14 protein-coding genes are annotated in these 16700 nt (G+C 42.4%); 12 read left to right on the top strand and 2 right to left on the bottom strand.

Annotated features, from left to right (window positions below; translation table 11 throughout):
- Positions 1–14 precede the first annotated feature (14 nt).
- From ahrC to spo0A, 4 genes are all read left to right on the top strand, one after another.
- Entirely contained in the window at positions 15–464 is a 450-nt protein-coding gene (gene ahrC / locus DFO73_RS08570; protein ID WP_009332889.1) for a transcriptional regulator AhrC/ArgR, read from the top strand.
- A gap of 225 nt (positions 465–689) precedes the next feature.
- The gene (gene recN / locus DFO73_RS08565) at positions 690–2372 is read left to right on the top strand and encodes a DNA repair protein RecN (protein WP_110064363.1); all 1683 of its coding nucleotides are present in this window, start codon (positions 690–692) and stop codon (positions 2370–2372) included.
- A 197-nt stretch (positions 2373–2569) separates the two neighbouring features.
- Positions 2570–3859, top strand: coding sequence for a SpoIVB peptidase (gene spoIVB / locus DFO73_RS08560; RefSeq protein WP_110064362.1), 1290 nt, complete (start codon positions 2570–2572; stop codon positions 3857–3859).
- A gap of 317 nt (positions 3860–4176) precedes the next feature.
- Entirely contained in the window at positions 4177–4965 is a 789-nt protein-coding gene (gene spo0A / locus DFO73_RS08555; RefSeq protein WP_110064361.1) for a sporulation transcription factor Spo0A, read from the top strand.
- Between the two features lie 130 nt (positions 4966–5095).
- On the opposite strand, the gene DFO73_RS08550 is transcribed toward spo0A, so the two are convergent.
- Positions 5096–5233, bottom strand: a complete 138-nt coding sequence (locus DFO73_RS08550) for a YycC family protein (protein WP_110064360.1) — start codon at positions 5231–5233, stop codon at positions 5096–5098.
- A gap of 272 nt (positions 5234–5505) precedes the next feature.
- On the bottom strand, positions 5506–5742 hold the full coding sequence (locus tag DFO73_RS08545; RefSeq protein ID WP_110064359.1) for a DUF2627 domain-containing protein: 237 nt from the start codon (positions 5740–5742) through the stop codon (positions 5506–5508).
- A 156-nt stretch (positions 5743–5898) separates the two neighbouring features.
- Here DFO73_RS08545 and DFO73_RS08540 point away from each other — a divergent pair, with 156 nt between their 5' ends.
- The 8 genes from DFO73_RS08540 to DFO73_RS08505 all read left to right on the top strand — a co-directional run bounded on the left by DFO73_RS08540 (position 5899) and on the right by DFO73_RS08505 (position 16526).
- Positions 5899–7965 (top strand): sigma-54 interaction domain-containing protein, encoded by a 2067-nt coding sequence (locus DFO73_RS08540; RefSeq protein ID WP_110064358.1) that lies wholly within the window; start codon positions 5899–5901, stop codon positions 7963–7965.
- 179 nt (positions 7966–8144) lie between these two features.
- On the top strand, positions 8145–9047 hold the full coding sequence (gene yqiS, locus DFO73_RS08535; RefSeq protein ID WP_110064357.1) for a phosphate butyryltransferase: 903 nt from the start codon (positions 8145–8147) through the stop codon (positions 9045–9047).
- 90 nt (positions 9048–9137) lie between these two features.
- Positions 9138–10232, top strand: coding sequence for a branched-chain amino acid dehydrogenase (gene bcd, locus DFO73_RS08530; RefSeq protein WP_110064356.1), 1095 nt, complete (start codon positions 9138–9140; stop codon positions 10230–10232).
- 196 nt (positions 10233–10428) lie between these two features.
- On the top strand, positions 10429–11538 hold the full coding sequence (gene buk / locus DFO73_RS08525; protein WP_110064355.1) for a butyrate kinase: 1110 nt from the start codon (positions 10429–10431) through the stop codon (positions 11536–11538).
- 15 nt (positions 11539–11553) lie between these two features.
- Positions 11554–12975, top strand: coding sequence for a dihydrolipoyl dehydrogenase (gene lpdA, locus DFO73_RS08520; RefSeq protein ID WP_110064354.1), 1422 nt, complete (start codon positions 11554–11556; stop codon positions 12973–12975).
- Positions 12976–13056: 81 nt separating this feature from the next.
- The gene (locus DFO73_RS08515; protein ID WP_110064353.1) at positions 13057–14052 is read left to right on the top strand and encodes a thiamine pyrophosphate-dependent dehydrogenase E1 component subunit alpha; all 996 of its coding nucleotides are present in this window, start codon (positions 13057–13059) and stop codon (positions 14050–14052) included.
- A 12-nt stretch (positions 14053–14064) separates the two neighbouring features.
- Positions 14065–15048 carry an alpha-ketoacid dehydrogenase subunit beta gene (locus tag DFO73_RS08510; protein WP_110064352.1) on the top strand — a complete coding sequence of 328 codons (984 nt, stop codon included), beginning with the start codon at positions 14065–14067 and terminating at the stop codon, positions 15046–15048.
- Between the two features lie 146 nt (positions 15049–15194).
- On the top strand, positions 15195–16526 hold the full coding sequence (locus DFO73_RS08505) for a dihydrolipoamide acetyltransferase family protein (RefSeq protein WP_110064351.1): 1332 nt from the start codon (positions 15195–15197) through the stop codon (positions 16524–16526).
- Positions 16527–16700: the final 174 nt, after the last annotated feature.

Genomic DNA, 16700 nt, shown 5'->3' with positions numbered 1-16700 from the left:
TAGAGGTGATAAAAGTGAATAAAGGCCAGCGACACATTAAAATTCGCGAGATTATAACGAATAACGATATTGAAACTCAGGATGACCTTGTTGATGAATTAAAGAATGCCGGGTTTAATGTAACCCAGGCAACCGTCTCGAGGGATATAAAAGAACTTCATCTTGTGAAGGTTCCATTAATGGATGGAAGGTATAAATACAGCCTTCCCGCCGACCAGCGCTTTAATCCATTGCAGAAGCTGAAAAGAAATCTGATGGATGCCTTTGTCAGAGTAGATACAGCAGGCCACCTGCTTGTTATGAAGACCCTTCCCGGTAATGCAATGGCCATCGGGGCTCTTATTGATAATTTGGACTGGGAAGAAATTTTGGGAACCATTTGCGGTGATGACACATGTTTAATCATATGCAAAACACCAGAGGATACAGAAGCGATTTCAAACCGTTTTCTTGAAATGCTCTAGATTGTAAATGAGCTAGTAATTCGATACTTGTCCAGCTTCAGCGACTGCCCGCCTCGAGGTCACAAGCCAAGCCTCCCAGAAAGGTAAAGAAAACCTTCCTGTGAGGCGAGTCTTGTGCTTGAGGCCTGCAGGATGCAGGTCATGCAGACGTTGCCACAGGACGTGGCGCCTTTAGTCTGCGTTCCTACAGCGAGGCGCCTTCGCTTTTTAAATGAGGTGATATGATTGTTAAATGAAATATCAATACGAAATTTTGCTATTATAGAAGCCCTTTCTGTGACATTTGAAAAGGGCTTAACTGTTTTAACCGGTGAAACCGGGGCAGGGAAGTCAATCATCATAGATGCGATTCATTTGCTTGTTGGCGGCAGGGGATCGGCCGAGTTTGTCCGCCACGGAGAGGATAAGGCCGTAATTGAAGGACTGTTTCAACTGGACGACCCTAAACATCCCTGTTATAGGAAAACATCGGAATTTGGCATAGAAATTGAAGATGGAATGGTAGTCCTGCGGAGGGATATATCAAAGTCAGGGAAGAGTGTCTGCAGGGTTAACGGGAAACTTGTTACTATCTCAACCTTAAGGGAAATAGGAAGTACTCTTATTGATATTCACGGACAGCATGAGCACCAAGAGCTTATGGACGAAACTCGGCATTTATCACTTCTGGATCAATTTGGCGGGAATAAAATATCAAACGCTTTAGCAGAATATCAGGGGATTTACAAATCGTATGAAAGTACGTTAAAAAAACTGAAAAATTTAAGCGAAAATGAACAGCAAATGGCACACCGGCTGGACTTAATACAATTCCAGATGGATGAAATCCAGTCGGCTCAGATAAAAATAAATGAAGATGAAGAGCTATTTGAAGAAAGAAGAAAGCTTTCTAACTTTGAGCGTATTTATGATTCCCTGCAAACAGGCTATAACGGCCTTCAGGGCGAACAAAAGGGTCTTGACTGGATAGGGATGGTTATGGGGCATTTGCAGGATGCAGCTGAGCTGGATCCCGCCTATAAAGAAATAGCCGAGAATGTATCAAACAGCTTCTATATGCTGGAGGACGCTGCAAGATCACTCCGCAATGAGATGGACTTTATGGAATATGACCCTCAGCGGCTTAACGAAATAGAAGACAGGCTTAACGAAATTAACGGTTTAAAACGAAAGTATGGGAAGACGGTGGAAGAAGTCCTGGAGTATGCAGCGAAGATTGAAGAGGAGATTGAAACGCTTCAAAATAAAGAGACGCATATTGATAAACTCCAGAAGGAAGTTGCTGCGCTGAAAAAAGACCTTTTGGTTGAAGCGGAAGAGCTAAGCCGGCTAAGGAAAAAGGCGGCACTTCATTTAACAAAGTTAATCCACAAAGAGCTTAAGGAATTATATATGGAAAAGACCGTTTTTGAAGTCAGATTCTCTTCTGAACCTGACGGCTTTTTAAAGAATGGGATTGACAGGGCTGAATTTTATATTTCCACCAACCCGGGAGAGCCTGTCAAACCATTGTCAAAGATTGCTTCTGGTGGGGAGCTGTCCAGAATAATGCTGGCTTTAAAAAGCATTTTTTCAAAGCATCAAGGGGTTACCAGCATCATTTTCGATGAGGTAGACACAGGGGTCAGCGGCCGGGTTGCACAGGCAATTGCTGAGAAAATTCACCATGTTTCCGTAAACTCGCAGGTCTTATGCATTTCACATTTGCCGCAGGTTGCTGCAATGGCGGATACACATTTATTTATTGCCAAAAACATAAAAGACGGGCGAACAAAAACAACTGTCAAACCTTTAACGGATGATGAAAAAATTAAGGAAATCGGGCGAATGATTTCAGGAGTTGAAATCACCGATTTAACGAAAGAGCATGCCAAAGAATTGCTCCAGCTAGCCAATCAGTTAAAATAATTACCAGACGTCCTAAGCCCTTGCTCTTTTTGCATTAAAAGCAGTGTGGGCAGGCGGGATGCTGATACCTTGAAAAGCTATCCAAAGAAGGATAGCTTTTTTTATGTCAATGGCTGTTATAAATGCCTTCGATGCAGGCAAAATTATAGATGTAGCCATTTAATGTGGGTGGACTAGAAGCGAGGAGAGTGAAAAATTTGACATATGACGTTATGCGTAAAATAATTGGTGGAATTCTCCTTGTTTCATTAATTGCATTAGGTTTTTCTAAGCCTGTTCAAGATTATTTGCAAATACCTGCAAATATAACTCTTTTTGAAGGACAGCAGCTTGATTTTGTGAAAGCAGAAGCAGTATCAGCTGGATTGTCCATAGATAATTCAAGTATTTCACTGAAAGAAGATAACCATTCAGTTTCTCTTCACGCACGAGAGAATGGGAAAAATGAAATGTTTTTAGAATTGGCTGGTTTTCCGATTAAGAAGGTTGATGTTAACGTATTAAAGGATTTCAAAGTAATCCCTGGAGGCCAAAGCATTGGGGTAAAGCTTAATACTGTAGGCGTGTTAGTAGTTGGCCACCATCAGGTAAATACTGCTGATGGTAAAGCTTCACCTGGGGAAACTGCAGGCATAAAAATCGGGGATATCATCACTGAAATTAATGGCAAGAAAATCGAGAAAATGTCAGATGTAGCTCCATTTGTACAGGAAGCAGGAAAGAAGGGAAACCCGCTTCAGATTGTTGTCAGCCGTGAAAGCGGCAAAGTAAAGACCGAGCTTACTCCGTTGAAAGAAAAAGGGGAAGAAACCTACAAGCTTGGACTTTATATTCGCGATTCTGCAGCAGGTATTGGCACAATGACTTTTTATCACCCTGAATCAAAGAAATATGGGGCCCTGGGCCATGTTATTTCTGATATGGACACAAAGAAACCAATTGTGGTGGAGGACGGCCAAATTGTCAGATCCACTGTCACTTCTATTGAAAAAGGCAGCAACGGAAATCCGGGAGAAAAATTGGCTCGATTCTCATCCGATAAAGAAATTATAGGCAATATTGTCAGAAACAGTCCTTTCGGAATATTTGGGGAATTAAACCGGGATATGAAGAATGGAATTTTTGACAAACCAATGCCTATTGCGTTGTCACATCAAGTAAAAGAAGGTCCGGCGCAGATCCTGACTGTGGTCGATAATGATGAAGTTTCATTATTCGATATTGAAATTGTAAGTACCATTCCGCAAAAATTCCCTGCAACCAAAGGAATGGTCATAAAAGTTACGGACCAAAAGCTATTGGATAAAACAGGCGGAATTGTCCAAGGGATGAGCGGAAGCCCGATTATACAGGATGGCAAAATTATTGGAGCGGTAACACATGTTTTTGTAAACGATCCGACTTCCGGATATGGTGTCCATATTGAATGGATGCTAAATGAAGCCGGGATTGATATATATGAAAAGACAGAGGAAAAGGCGTCGTAAATAAATAAAGTGGATGAATGAAAAAGGCGGGAAAGTCCCGTCTTTTTTTACTTTTATGTTAAAATAGGTTATATAAAGATTTTTCGACAAATATATTTGGAAATTAAAGTATATGACGAAAGTAGTCGAAAAGTGAAGAAAACAAAAGAAAAATTGAGATTTTGCCGCTTTTTTAAGAAATTTTCAAAAAACTAAAGGATTTTTTGTTGCATTGTCGAAATTGTCATTTAGAATAGAAATAGATACCGAAAAGAGCGAGTTCAAACTATTTGAACATCTTTTAAAAGAGACCATAAATGGACCGAGGAGGAAAGTAAGTGAAGAAAATAAAAGTTTGTGTTGTGGATGACAACAGGGAGCTAGTCGGACTCTTAGAAGAATATATATCTTCCCAGGAAGATATGGATGTTGCAGGGGTAGCCCATAATGGACAGGAATGTTTAGAGGTTTTGGAGCAGACTCAGCCCGACGTTCTTGTATTAGATATAATCATGCCTCATTTGGATGGACTTGCTGTCCTTGAAAAGATGAGAAATCTAAATTTGAATACTCTCCCGAATGTCATTATGCTGACTGCTTTTGGCCAGGAAGATGTCACTAAAAAGGCAGTAGACCTGGGAGCATCTTACTTTATCCTGAAGCCCTTTGATATGGACAATTTGGCAAGCCATATCCGCCAGGTCAGCGGAAAGTCCAGTGCTGTACTTCGCAAGCCATCTTCTGCTTACCGTCCGCAGGCAGAGGCAAAGCCAAAGAACCTCGACGCTAGCATTACAAGCATCATTCATGAAATTGGTGTGCCTGCCCACATTAAGGGCTATTTATATCTTCGTGAAGCGATCTCTATGGTATATAATGATATTGAACTTCTTGGGTCCATTACAAAAGTGTTATACCCTGATATTGCAAAAAAGTTTAATACAACTGCGAGCCGGGTGGAACGTGCGATCCGGCATGCAATTGAAGTGGCCTGGAGCCGCGGAAATATCGACTCCATTTCTTCGCTGTTCGGTTATACAGTCAGCATGACAAAAGCAAAGCCAACGAACTCTGAATTCATCGCGATGGTTGCCGATAAGCTTCGTTTGGAGCATAAGGCTTCTTGAAAGGGTAAGGACTAATACCACCTACTTATAAATTCTCATCATGTTCTTTAGACGCTCCTTTAAGGAGCGTTTTTAAGTGCAATAAAAAAGGCTCAGTGTGAAATTAATTCATACTGAACCTTTTTTTGTTTTACTTTTCTTCCTTTTCAAGCTCAATCATTTTTTGAATTAATATATGCTGAGGCATATGCATGATTTGCTCCAAAGGGAGATTTAACTTTTCAGATAACTTTAGAGCAGTTTCAGGCGAAATTTGCAGTGGCTTCACGGAGTATCCCTCACTTATTTAAATATTTGACTATGTTAAAGCTTATTGTTGATTTTGGCACTCTTTTGATTGGAGCGGAAGATGCGAAATCCCCGAAAATGCATTTCGCATTTTCTTCGTGCGGTGTTTATTTCAAGGATGCTTATTCAAAATCGTGCAGGAGAAGCGAGTCAAATGGGAGATCCCACAGGCCGAAATAGCCGAGGGGCTCCCTGACCACCCGCGGAAGCGAGAACTTGGAAATCAAACAGACGAGTTTAGAGAGTTAAATTTTATTTTATCTTAAACCGTGCTTGCACCTTATTTCTTTTTCGATCGCGGTAAAGGACAAAGCCTGCGATAAAGCCAAGCCCGATTAGTAAAAACAGCAATCCTGCAATAAATTGAAGCCATAAATAAGGAAATGGGCTCTGCAGGATGCCAAAAACCATATCTCTCATTAATTTTATTCCATAAACAGCTAGTACACCTGGAAGCAAAAGAATCAATAATGCAATTAGTCTGATCATATAACAGTTCCCTTCATAACGAAGTCATCTATCGAAATAATAAATCATTAGAGAAATTTGTCAAGCGCAGTAACTATGCTAAAATAAAACGTGAAGAGTATTGCATGTTCATAAGAGGCGGGTATGCAAAGATTTTCAATGAAAGCGGGTTAGATAATGCAAACAGCTATGATTGTTGGAGCAGGAAAAGGCGGAACAGCTATATTGAAAATTATAAAAGAAACAGCTATTTTGGATGTTAAAGCTATGGTAGATGTTAATTCCGATGCTCCTGGACTGAAGCTTGCAAAAGAAAATGGGATTCCTGTTGGCACCGATTGGCGCGAATTCATGAATCAAAATATAGATATTATTATAGAGGTTACTGGGAATGAACAGGTCTTTGTAGATATTAGAGAAGCAAGAAGCAAGGACACTGTTTTAATACCGGGAAGTGTTGCTTATTTAATCGCAAAGCTTCTTGAAGAAAAGGAAGAGCTGATTTCGAAGTTCAGAAATGAAGCTTATAAACATGATTTGATTTTTAATTCTACTGATGATGGCATGATCGTCATTAATAATCATGCCAGAATTACTGTTTTTAACCGAAGTGCAGAGAAAATGACCGGAATAAAAAGAAAAGACGCTATCGGCCAAAAGGTGAATGACGTTATAACGGATAGCCTGCTGCCCAGAGTATTGGAAACGAGAAGGGTAGAGGTCAATCAGGAAATGATTTTAGAGAATGGCCTTAAGATTATCACAACGAGAATTCCGATGCTTGGTGAAAATAATGAGCTGATGGGTGCCTTCGCTGTTTTTAAAGATATTACTGAGGTAGTCACGCTGGCTGAGGAAATAACTAATCTCAAGGAAATACAGACAATGCTTCAGGCAATTATCCAATCCAGTGAAGAAGCTATTTCAGTTGTAGATGAAAACGGAAAAGGGATATTAATCAATCCGGCCTATTCACGGCTGACAGGACTTAAAGAGGAAGAGGTTATCGGCCAGCCTGCAACGACAGATATATCTGAAGGTGAAAGTGTACATATGAAGGTGCTTCAAACAAGAAGAGCGATGAGAGGAGTGGCCATGAGGGTCGGACCGAAAAGGAAGGATGTTGTAGTTAATGTCGCTCCAGTTATCGTTAATGGAAAATTAAAAGGAAGTGTAGGCGTTATTCATGATGTCTCGGAAATTCAAAGCCTAAACAGGGAATTGCATCGGGCCAGGCAGATTATCCGGACTTTGGAGGCAAAATATTCATTTGAAGATATCATTGGAACATCAGAAGAGATAACTATTGCAATAGAACAGGCGAAGCTCGGCGCCAAAACACCGGCCACGGTTCTGCTCCGTGGCGAATCTGGCACAGGTAAAGAACTGTTTGCCCATGCCATCCATAATGCGAGTGACAGAAAATATAACAAATTTATAAGAGTGAATTGTGCTGCTTTATCTGAATCATTATTGGAAAGCGAACTGTTCGGTTATGAGGAAGGCGCGTTCTCCGGAGCCAAGAGAGGCGGAAAAAGAGGGCTTTTTGAAGAGGCTGATAAAGGGAGCATCTTTCTCGATGAAATTGGAGAGTTGACAGCCAATACTCAAGCCAAGCTGCTAAGGGTTCTGCAGGAGCATGAAATTACGCGGGTCGGAGGAACTAAGCCAATCCATATTGATGTCAGGATTATTGCCGCAACAAATGTCAATTTAGAAAAAGGAATTGCTAATGGCACTTTTAGGGAAGACTTATACTATAGGCTAAATAGGATGCCGATACATATTCCCTCTTTAAGGCGAAGAAAAAAAGATATCCCGCTGCTTAGCAGCAGACTGATCCAAAAAATTAATCAGGAATATGGGAGAAATGTTGAGGGAGTAACGGAAAAAGCGATTGAAAAGCTGATGGCCTATGATTGGCCGGGGAATGTAAGAGAACTGGATAACATACTCGGCAGAGCCATAATCTTTATGAGCTACAATGAAACGGAAATAGAGGAAAGGCATATCCCGGAACTAATCAGTTCGAACAGCACAGCTGCCAGTCAGGAAATAAGTGAGGTGATACAGGATAAAACACTGTCTCAACTGGTTGAGCAATATGAGGAAAAAATGATCCGCCAGACGCTGCAGAAGCTTGAAGGAAATAAAACGCTGACAGCAAAAACGCTGGGATTGTCGGTGAGGAATCTGTATTATAAGCTGGAGAAATATAATATTGCAAATATTAGCATGCAATAATTTTCATAGTATGCAATTTATTTCACGCTTTAGCATAGTGAATAAAGCGTTTTCATTGGGTTTTTGAGTTGGCATACTTCTTGCAAGTATAATAATCGGATGTTGCATCAAAGATTTGAAAGCAAAGTGAAGAAGCTTGGCTTAGGCCATGCGCTTTTTCTGGTAAGGGGGTTGAACAGATGGAATTGGATTCGCTTATAACAAGAGCAACCCAATTTGGTGAAAAAACGGTAGCTGTAGCCGCAGCAGAAGATGATGAAGTGCTGGAAGCTGTCGCAGAAGCGATTAAGCGTAACTTAGCAAGCTTTTTATTATTCGGGAATGAAGAAAAAATTCACGAGTTAATAAATCAGAAGCATAGTGGAATAGCGGAAAGCCCGAAGCTTAAAATTATTCCTGCAGAATCTGCAGCTTCGGCGGCAGAACAGGCAGTGAGAGCTGTGAAGGAGCTTAAAGCCAATGTTTTGATGAAAGGGAATATCCCTACTGCTGGAATCTTAAAGGCTGTTTTGAATAAAGATTTCGGTTTAAGGACAGGAAATATATTATCGCATGTAGCTGTATTTGAAGTTCCTGGCTTTGACCGATTTACGATTATAACAGATGCAGCTATGAATATTGCACCTGATCTTAATCAGAAAGCCCAAATTGTGAAAAACGCAGTTGACATAGCAAGGAGCATTGGGATTGAGAAGCCGCTGGTTGCACCTATTGCAGCAGTGGAGGTTGTTAATCCGGCTATGCAGGCCACGCTGGATGCGGCTGCTTTATCCCTTATGAACAAGCGGGGACAAATTAAAGATTGTGTTGTGGATGGCCCTTTGGCTTTGGATAATGCAATTTCTTTTGAGGCTGCTGAACACAAGGGAATAAAGAGTGAGGTTGCCGGACAGGCAGACGTTTTATTAGTGCCAACAATAGAAGTTGGGAATGCTTTATATAAATCTCTCGTCTACTTTGCAAAAGCAAAGGTGGGTGCGGTTATTGCCGGCGCTAAAGCTCCTATTGTTCTAACATCCAGGGCTGATTCGGCTGAAAGCAAAGTGTATTCATTAGCGTTGGCTATCTGCTCTGCAAGATAGAATATAAGGCAGCTTGGTTGTCTGCTGCATAAACACGATATATCAGGTGGAAATAACATACTTCTTTAAAAGAATCGGGGGAATTTTAATATGGAAATCTTCAAATACTTAGAAACTTATGATTATGAGCAAGTTGTTTTTTGCCAGGATAAGCAATCAGGATTAAAGGCGATTATTGCCATCCACGATACCACTTTGGGACCTGCCCTTGGCGGAACACGCATGTGGACTTATGAATCCGAGGAAGCGGCTATTGAGGATGCGCTTCGTCTTGCTCGCGGCATGACTTATAAAAATGCTGCAGCCGGCTTAAATCTTGGCGGCGGGAAAACAGTTATAATCGGCGATCCGCGCAAAGACAAAAATGAAGAGATGTTCCGTGCTTTCGGCCGCTATATTCAAGGCTTGAATGGCCGTTACATCACTGCGGAAGATGTAGGAACTACTGTAGCTGATATGGACCTGATCCACGAGGAAACAGATTATGTAACAGGAATATCTCCAGCTTTCGGCTCTTCAGGAAACCCTTCACCTGTAACTGCCTATGGCGTTTACAGAGGAATGAAAGCGGCAGCTAAAGCAGCCTTTGGAACAGACTCTTTGGAAGGCAAAACAATTGCTGTACAGGGTGTAGGAAATGTTGCGTATAATCTTTGCCGCCACCTGCATGAAGAAGGGGCTCAGCTCATAGTAACGGATATTAATAAAGAACCAGTTCAGCGTGCAGTTGAAGAATTTGGTGCAAAAGCTGTTGAACCTAATGAAATTTACGGAGTTGGATGTGATATCTATGCTCCATGCGCATTGGGTGCAACAATTAATGATGATACAATTCCTCAGCTAAAAGCAAAAGTTATCGCAGGAGCTGCCAACAATCAGCTAAAAGAAACACGCCATGGCGATCAAATACATGAAATGGGGATCGTCTACGCTCCTGACTATGTCATAAATGCAGGCGGGGTTATTAATGTTGCAGATGAGCTGTATGGCTACAACCGTGAGCGTGCCATGAAAAAAGTTGAAACTGTTTACAATAATATAGAAAAAGTCATTGAAATTGCTAAAAGAGATGGCATTCCAACATACAAAGCGGCTGATCGTATGGCTGAGGAAAGAATTGAAAGAATGCGCAATTCCCGCGGCCAATTCTTGCAAAACGGCCACCATATCCTTAGCCGCCGATAAAATTTCGTGGCAATGGCTGCTTATTTATGAGAATCAATTCATGGCCATTTATGCCCTGAAAGCAACACGCTGAATGAAAAATTCAGCGTCTTTGCCTTTAAATATTAATAGAAAAAATACGCAGCGGCAGCTTGAGCTCCTTTGTAAAAGGTTGCTTTTACAAGGAAGATTTCCGCTTTCTAATGGAGGTTTAAACGTGCTAGAACAAGAACATCGAATTCTCGTCATCAATCCGGGATCCACTTCAACAAAGATTGGAGTTTTCGATAATGAGATTTCTGTCCTGGAAAAAACATTGCGCCATGATTCAGATGTCATAAACTCATTTGAAAATATTATCGATCAGTATGAATTTCGTAAAAAAACCATTTTGGAAACGTTGGATCATGAAGGGATAAATATTTCAAAATTAAGTGCTGTATGCGGCCGTGGCGGTCTGCTGCGCCCTATCGAAGGAGGCACTTATTCTGTTAATGAGGCGATGCTTGCGGATTTGCGGGCTGGTTTTGCAGGGCAGCATGCTTCAAACCTGGGTGGAATCTTGGCATACGAAATTGCTTCGGGATTAAATATTCCTTCTTATATTGTTGACCCGGTTGTTGTTGATGAGTTAGATTCAATTGCCCGAATTTCCGGTTTTTCAATGATAGAAAGAAAAAGCATATTTCATGCTTTGAATCAGAAAGCTGTTGCAAGAAGAGTCGCAAAAGATCTTGGGAGAAAATATGAGGAACTAAATTTAATTGTTACTCATATGGGCGGCGGAATTACAGTAGGTGCTCATAAACAGGGAAGAGTAGTAGATGTCAATAACGGATTGCATGGAGATGGACCTTTCAGCCCTGAACGGGCAGGTACAGTGCCAGCCGGCGATTTGGTGGGACTTTGCTACTCCGGCAGTTTTTATCGTGAAGAAGTTATGAAGAAACTTGTCGGACAAGGCGGCCTTGTCGGTTACCTCGGAACGAACGACGCTGTAAAAGTTGAAAAGATGATTGAAAACGGCGATGAAAAAGCAAAGCTAGTCTATTCAGCTATGGCTTATCAGGTTGCAAAAGAGATTGGCTCTGCAAGTGCTGTACTTGGAGGCAAGGTGGACGCCATTATTCTGACCGGCGGCCTTGCTTATGGAAAAGGATTTGTCAAGGAAATCAGCGAACGCATAAATTGGATCGCCGACGTAATCATCCAGCCGGGCGAAAATGAGCTTCAAGCCCTGGCGGAGGGAGCATTGCGTGTTCTTCGCGGTGAGGAAACAGAAAAAGAATATCCGGGAAAAGCTGCTAACAAAGCAGCAATCAAATAAAAAGGGGGAAGCAACTTGGCACAGGAATATGATTTAGTCATTCTTGGCGGAGGCACTGGCGGTTATGTAGCTGCCATTCGAGCTTCACAGCTTGGATTAAAAACGGCAATAGTTGAAAAAGCGAAACTTGGCGGCACTTGCCTTCATAAAGGATGCATACCAAGCAAGGCATTATTGAGAAGTGCTGAAGTATTTGCAACCGCAAAGCATAGTGAGGATTTTGGTGTAGTCACTAGTGATGTATCCATCAACTTTGGAAAAGTCCAGGAGCGAAAAAATAAAATTGTTGAACAGCTGCATAAGGGTGTTCAGCACCTGATGAAGCAAGGGAAGATAGATGTTTTTGAAGGAACAGGACGCATCTTGGGACCTTCCATCTTTTCTCCAATGCCTGGCACAATCTCTGTTGAAATGAATAATGGCGATGAAAACGAAATGCTGATTCCTAAAAATGTCATTGTGGCGACAGGATCACGGCCACGTACACTTCCTGGGCTGGATATTGATGGCCAGCTTGTCATGACCTCTGATGAGGCGCTGGCAATGGAGGAAATACCAAATTCCATTATAATTGTGGGCGGCGGTGTAATTGGAATTGAATGGGCATCCATGTTATCAGATTTCGGTGCAGAAGTGACGGTTATTGAATATGCTGACCGGATTATTCCTACAGAAGATAGTGAGATTTCAAAAGAAATGCAGCGCCTTATGAAAAAGAAAGGCGTAAAAATTGTAACGGGAGCAAAGGTGCTTTCTGAAACTTTGCAAAAAGGTGAAGGGGTAACGATTTCTGCAGAAGTGAAAGGTTCACAAAAGGAGTTCTCTGCTGAAAAGCTGCTTGTTTCAGTTGGCCGCCAGGCAAATGTCGAGGGAATTGGCATTGAAAATACAGATATCCAAATTGAAAAAGGATTTATTACTGCAAATGAATTTTTCCAGACAAAGGAATCACATATATATGCAATTGGTGATGTCATTGGCGGCCTTCAGCTTGCCCATGTTGCATCCCATGAAGGCATTGTTGCCGTTGAACACATTGCCGGGCAAAATCCTTCACCAATCGATTACAGCCTGGTGTCAAAATGTATTTATAGTGCACCAGAAGCAGCAAGTGTAGGATTGACAGAGGATGAGGCAAAGGAAAAAGGCTTTAACGTGAAGACAGGCAAGTTCTCATTCCGGGCAATCGGAAAGGCGCTTGTGTTTGGAGAATCTGATGGATTTGTCAAAATAGTGGCTGATAAAGATACCGACGATATCCTTGGTGTACATATGATTGGCCCGCATGTGACAGATATGATTTCAGAAGCAGGCCTTGCGCGTGTTCTTGATGCTACACCATGGGAAGTGGCACATACCATTCACCCGCATCCAACATTATCGGAAGCAATTGGAGAAGCAGCTCTTGCTGTTGATGGAAAAGCGATTCACGGGTAAAACATATTGGATGCAGCTAAAAATGCCGGCCTTCTGATTAGGATACCGGCAAGTACATAAAAGTTTAGGAGGTTGTATAAAATGGCTGAAAACCGTCATAAAGAATTAGGTTTAAGTGACGAGAGAGTTCTTGAAATGTATGAGACGATGCTATTGGCACGCCGCATTGATGAGCGTATGTGGCTTTTAAACCGCGCGGGGAAAATTCCGTTCGTTATTTCATGCCAGGGGCAAGAAGCTGCCCAGGTAGGTGCTGCCTTTGCGCTTGACCGGGAGAAAGATTATGTCCTTCCGTATTATCGTGATATGGGTGTAGTTCTTACATTCGGTATGACTCCAAAAGAATTAATGCTATCCGGTTTTGCAAAAGCGGAAGATCCAAATTCAGGCGGACGCCAAATGCCTGGCCACTTTGGCCAAAAGAAAAATCGGATTGTAACAGGTTCCTCACCGGTTACTACCCAGGTTCCGCATGCTGTTGGAGTAGCTCTTGGAGGAAAACTGGAAGGCAAAGACCTTGTAACGTTTGTAACGTTCGGCGAAGGTTCTTCAAACCAGGGAGATTTCCATGAGGGTGCCAACTTTGCCGGAGTTCATAAACTTCCTGTTATTTTTATGTGTGAAAACAATAAGTATGCCATCTCAGTTCCGGTTGAAAAGCAGCTTGCCTGCGAAAACGTTTCTGACCGAGCAATTGGCTATGGCATGCCTGGTGTCACAGTTGATGGCAATGACCCGCTTGAAGTATATAAAGCAGTAAAAGAAGCAGCAGATAGAGGCCGCCGCGGAGAAGGGCCGACTTTGGTCGAAACAATTTCTTACCGTTTGACTCCGCACTCTTCCGATGATGATGACCGCAGCTACCGTGCTCCTGATGAAGTAGCGGAAGCGAAAACAAAAGATCCAATTATTACTTTCGGTGCTTATTTAAAAGAAAATGGAGTAATGGACGATACATCAGAAAAAGAGATTAATGACCGTGTTATGAAATTGGTAAACGAAGCAACTGATTATGCTGAAGACGCTCCATATGCCGAGCCGGAAAACGCATTAAAACATGTTTATGCTGAACAGTAAGGGGGAGAGAGTATGGCTGTAATTTCTTATATCGATGCGGTAACAATGGCTATCCGCGAGGAAATGGAAAGAGATCCGAAGGTTTTTGTTTTAGGTGAAGACGTAGGTAAAAAAGGCGGAGTTTTTAAAGCGACCCAAGGTTTATATGACAAATTTGGAGAGGACCGTGTCATTGATACGCCGCTTGCTGAATCTGCCATTGCAGGGGTAGGAATCGGTGCTGCCATGTACGGAATGCGCCCGATTGCTGAAATGCAGTTTGCTGACTTTATTATGCCGGCTGTGAACCAGATTATTTCAGAGGCAGCAAAAATTCGATACCGCTCCAACAATGATTGGAACTGTCCAATTGTCATACGTGCACCATATGGCGGAGGTGTTCATGGAGCCCTTTATCACTCCCAGTCAGTTGAGGCAGTGTTTGCGAATCAGCCTGGTTTAAAAATTGTTATGCCTTCTACTCCTTATGATGTAAAAGGATTATTAAAAGCTGCGATCCGTGATGAAGATCCGGTACTGTTTTTTGAACATAAACGTGCATATCGCCTCATTAAGGGAGAAGTTCCTGAAGATGATTATGTGCTTCCAATTGGTAAAGCAGATGTTAAGCGTGAGGGTGAAGATATCACAGTCATCACTTATGGCCTATGCGTGCATTTTGCCCTTCAGGCTGCTGAGAGGCTTGCGAAAGACGGCATCTCCGCTCACATTCTTGACTTAAGAACGGTATATCCGCTTGATAAGGAAGCGATTATTGAAGCCGCATCAAAAACAGGAAAAGTATTGCTTTTGACTGAAGACAATAAAGAAGGAAGCATTATGAGCGAGGTTTCTGCCATTATTGCAGAAAATTGCCTGTTTGAACTTGATGCACCAATCAAACGCCTGGCAGGCCCGGATGTTCCAGCAATGCCATACGCGCCTACAATGGAAAAATACTTCATGGTGAATCCGGATAAAGTTGAAAAGGCAATGCGTGAATTGGCGGAATTTTAATAGAACTGGCTATTCAACTAATTTAAAATGGAAAGGCAGATTTGGCTGCACTGTTTCTGAAATGAGCCTTTTTAAAAATCATACAGAAACAGCTGCACAGTCTGTACATCCCGCTTCGTGCGGGTAGCTAGAAGGAGGTATACCCATTGGCTATCGAGCAAATTAAAATGCCCCAACTAGGGGAGAGTGTAACAGAAGGTACGATCAGCAAATGGCTGGTTTCCGTTGGAGATAAAGTAAATAAATATGATCCGCTTGCAGAAGTCATGACGGATAAAGTAAATGCCGAAGTGCCATCTTCTTTTACAGGAGTGATTAAGGAATTGATCGCCGAAGAAGGTGAAACCTATGAGGTTGGCCAGGTAATCCTGACGATTGAAACAGAAGGCGGCGGGGAAGCAGCTCCAGCAGCGGCATCCGAGCCAAAAACGGAAGAAAAGACAGCACCAGTACAATCAGCCGGAAACGCTGCGGCATCTGCTCCAGCGGCACCAGCTAAGGCAGAAAGTCCAAAGGGAGTCCGCTATTCTCCTGCGGTTTTGAAACTGTCCCAGGAACATGGAATTGATTTAAATCAGGTAACAGGTACAGGCGGCGGCGGGCGTATTACCCGAAAAGACCTTATGAAAGTCATTGAGTCAGGGAATATTCCAACAGCTGATACTGCACCAGCAGCACCGTCCCAGACAGAAGCGCCAGCTGCAGCAGCTGCCCCTTCTGCACCGGCTGCCCCAGCCAAACAGGCAGCCCCTGCTCCAAATGTGCCGGTAATGCCGGGAGATATTGAGATTCCTGTTACAGGGGTCCGTAAAGCAATTGCAGCCAACATGCTTCGAAGCAAGCATGAGGCGCCTCATGCTTGGACCATGATGGAAGTGGATGTTACAAGCCTGGTTGAATACCGTAACAGCATTAAAGGTGAATTTAAGCAAAAAGAAGGCTTTAACCTTACATTTTTTGCTTTCTTCGTAAAAGCTGTCGCACAGGCTCTAAAGGAATTCCCGCAAATTAATTCGATGTGGGCTGGAGATAAAATTATCCAGAAGAAAGATATAAATATCTCCATTGCTGTTGCTACTGATGATGCCTTATTCGTTCCTGTCATCAAAGCTGCAGACGAAAAAACAATTAAAGGGATTGCCCGTGAAATCAATGAGCTTGCAGTAAAAGTCCGCACAGGGAAACTGACTTCCGCTGAAATGCAGGGCGGCACTTTTACAGTTAATAACACGGGATCATTCGGTTCTGTCCAATCAATGGGCATTATCAATTACCCGCAGGCGGCGATTTTGCAGGTTGAATCCATCGTTAAGCGTCCAGTGGTTATGAACAATGGCATGATTGCTGTCCGTGATATGGTGAACCTTTGTATGTCACTGGACCATCGTGTATTGGACGGACTTGTTTGCGGCCGCTTCCTGCAGCGTGTTAAAGAAATTCTTGAGAACACGGCCAAGGAAAATACATCTGTATATTAATGTGAAAATAAACCGCTGTCCCAGGGCAGCGGTTTATTTATTACGGGAGACAGAAAGTCCTAAAAGATGCGATGTTCATTGCTTGTTTCCAATATGTATACTAAAATGGTTATATAGAGAATTTTGAATTTTAATATAATTAAATACTGCGGCACATTCGCAGTGCAGTGACAG

The organism is Cytobacillus oceanisediminis (assembly GCF_003182355.1).
Lineage (GTDB): Bacteria > Bacillota > Bacilli > Bacillales > Cytobacillaceae > Cytobacillus > Cytobacillus oceanisediminis_A.
The sequence above is the reverse complement of the archived record's forward strand: the minus strand, read 5'-3'. Positions and strand labels throughout refer to the sequence as shown.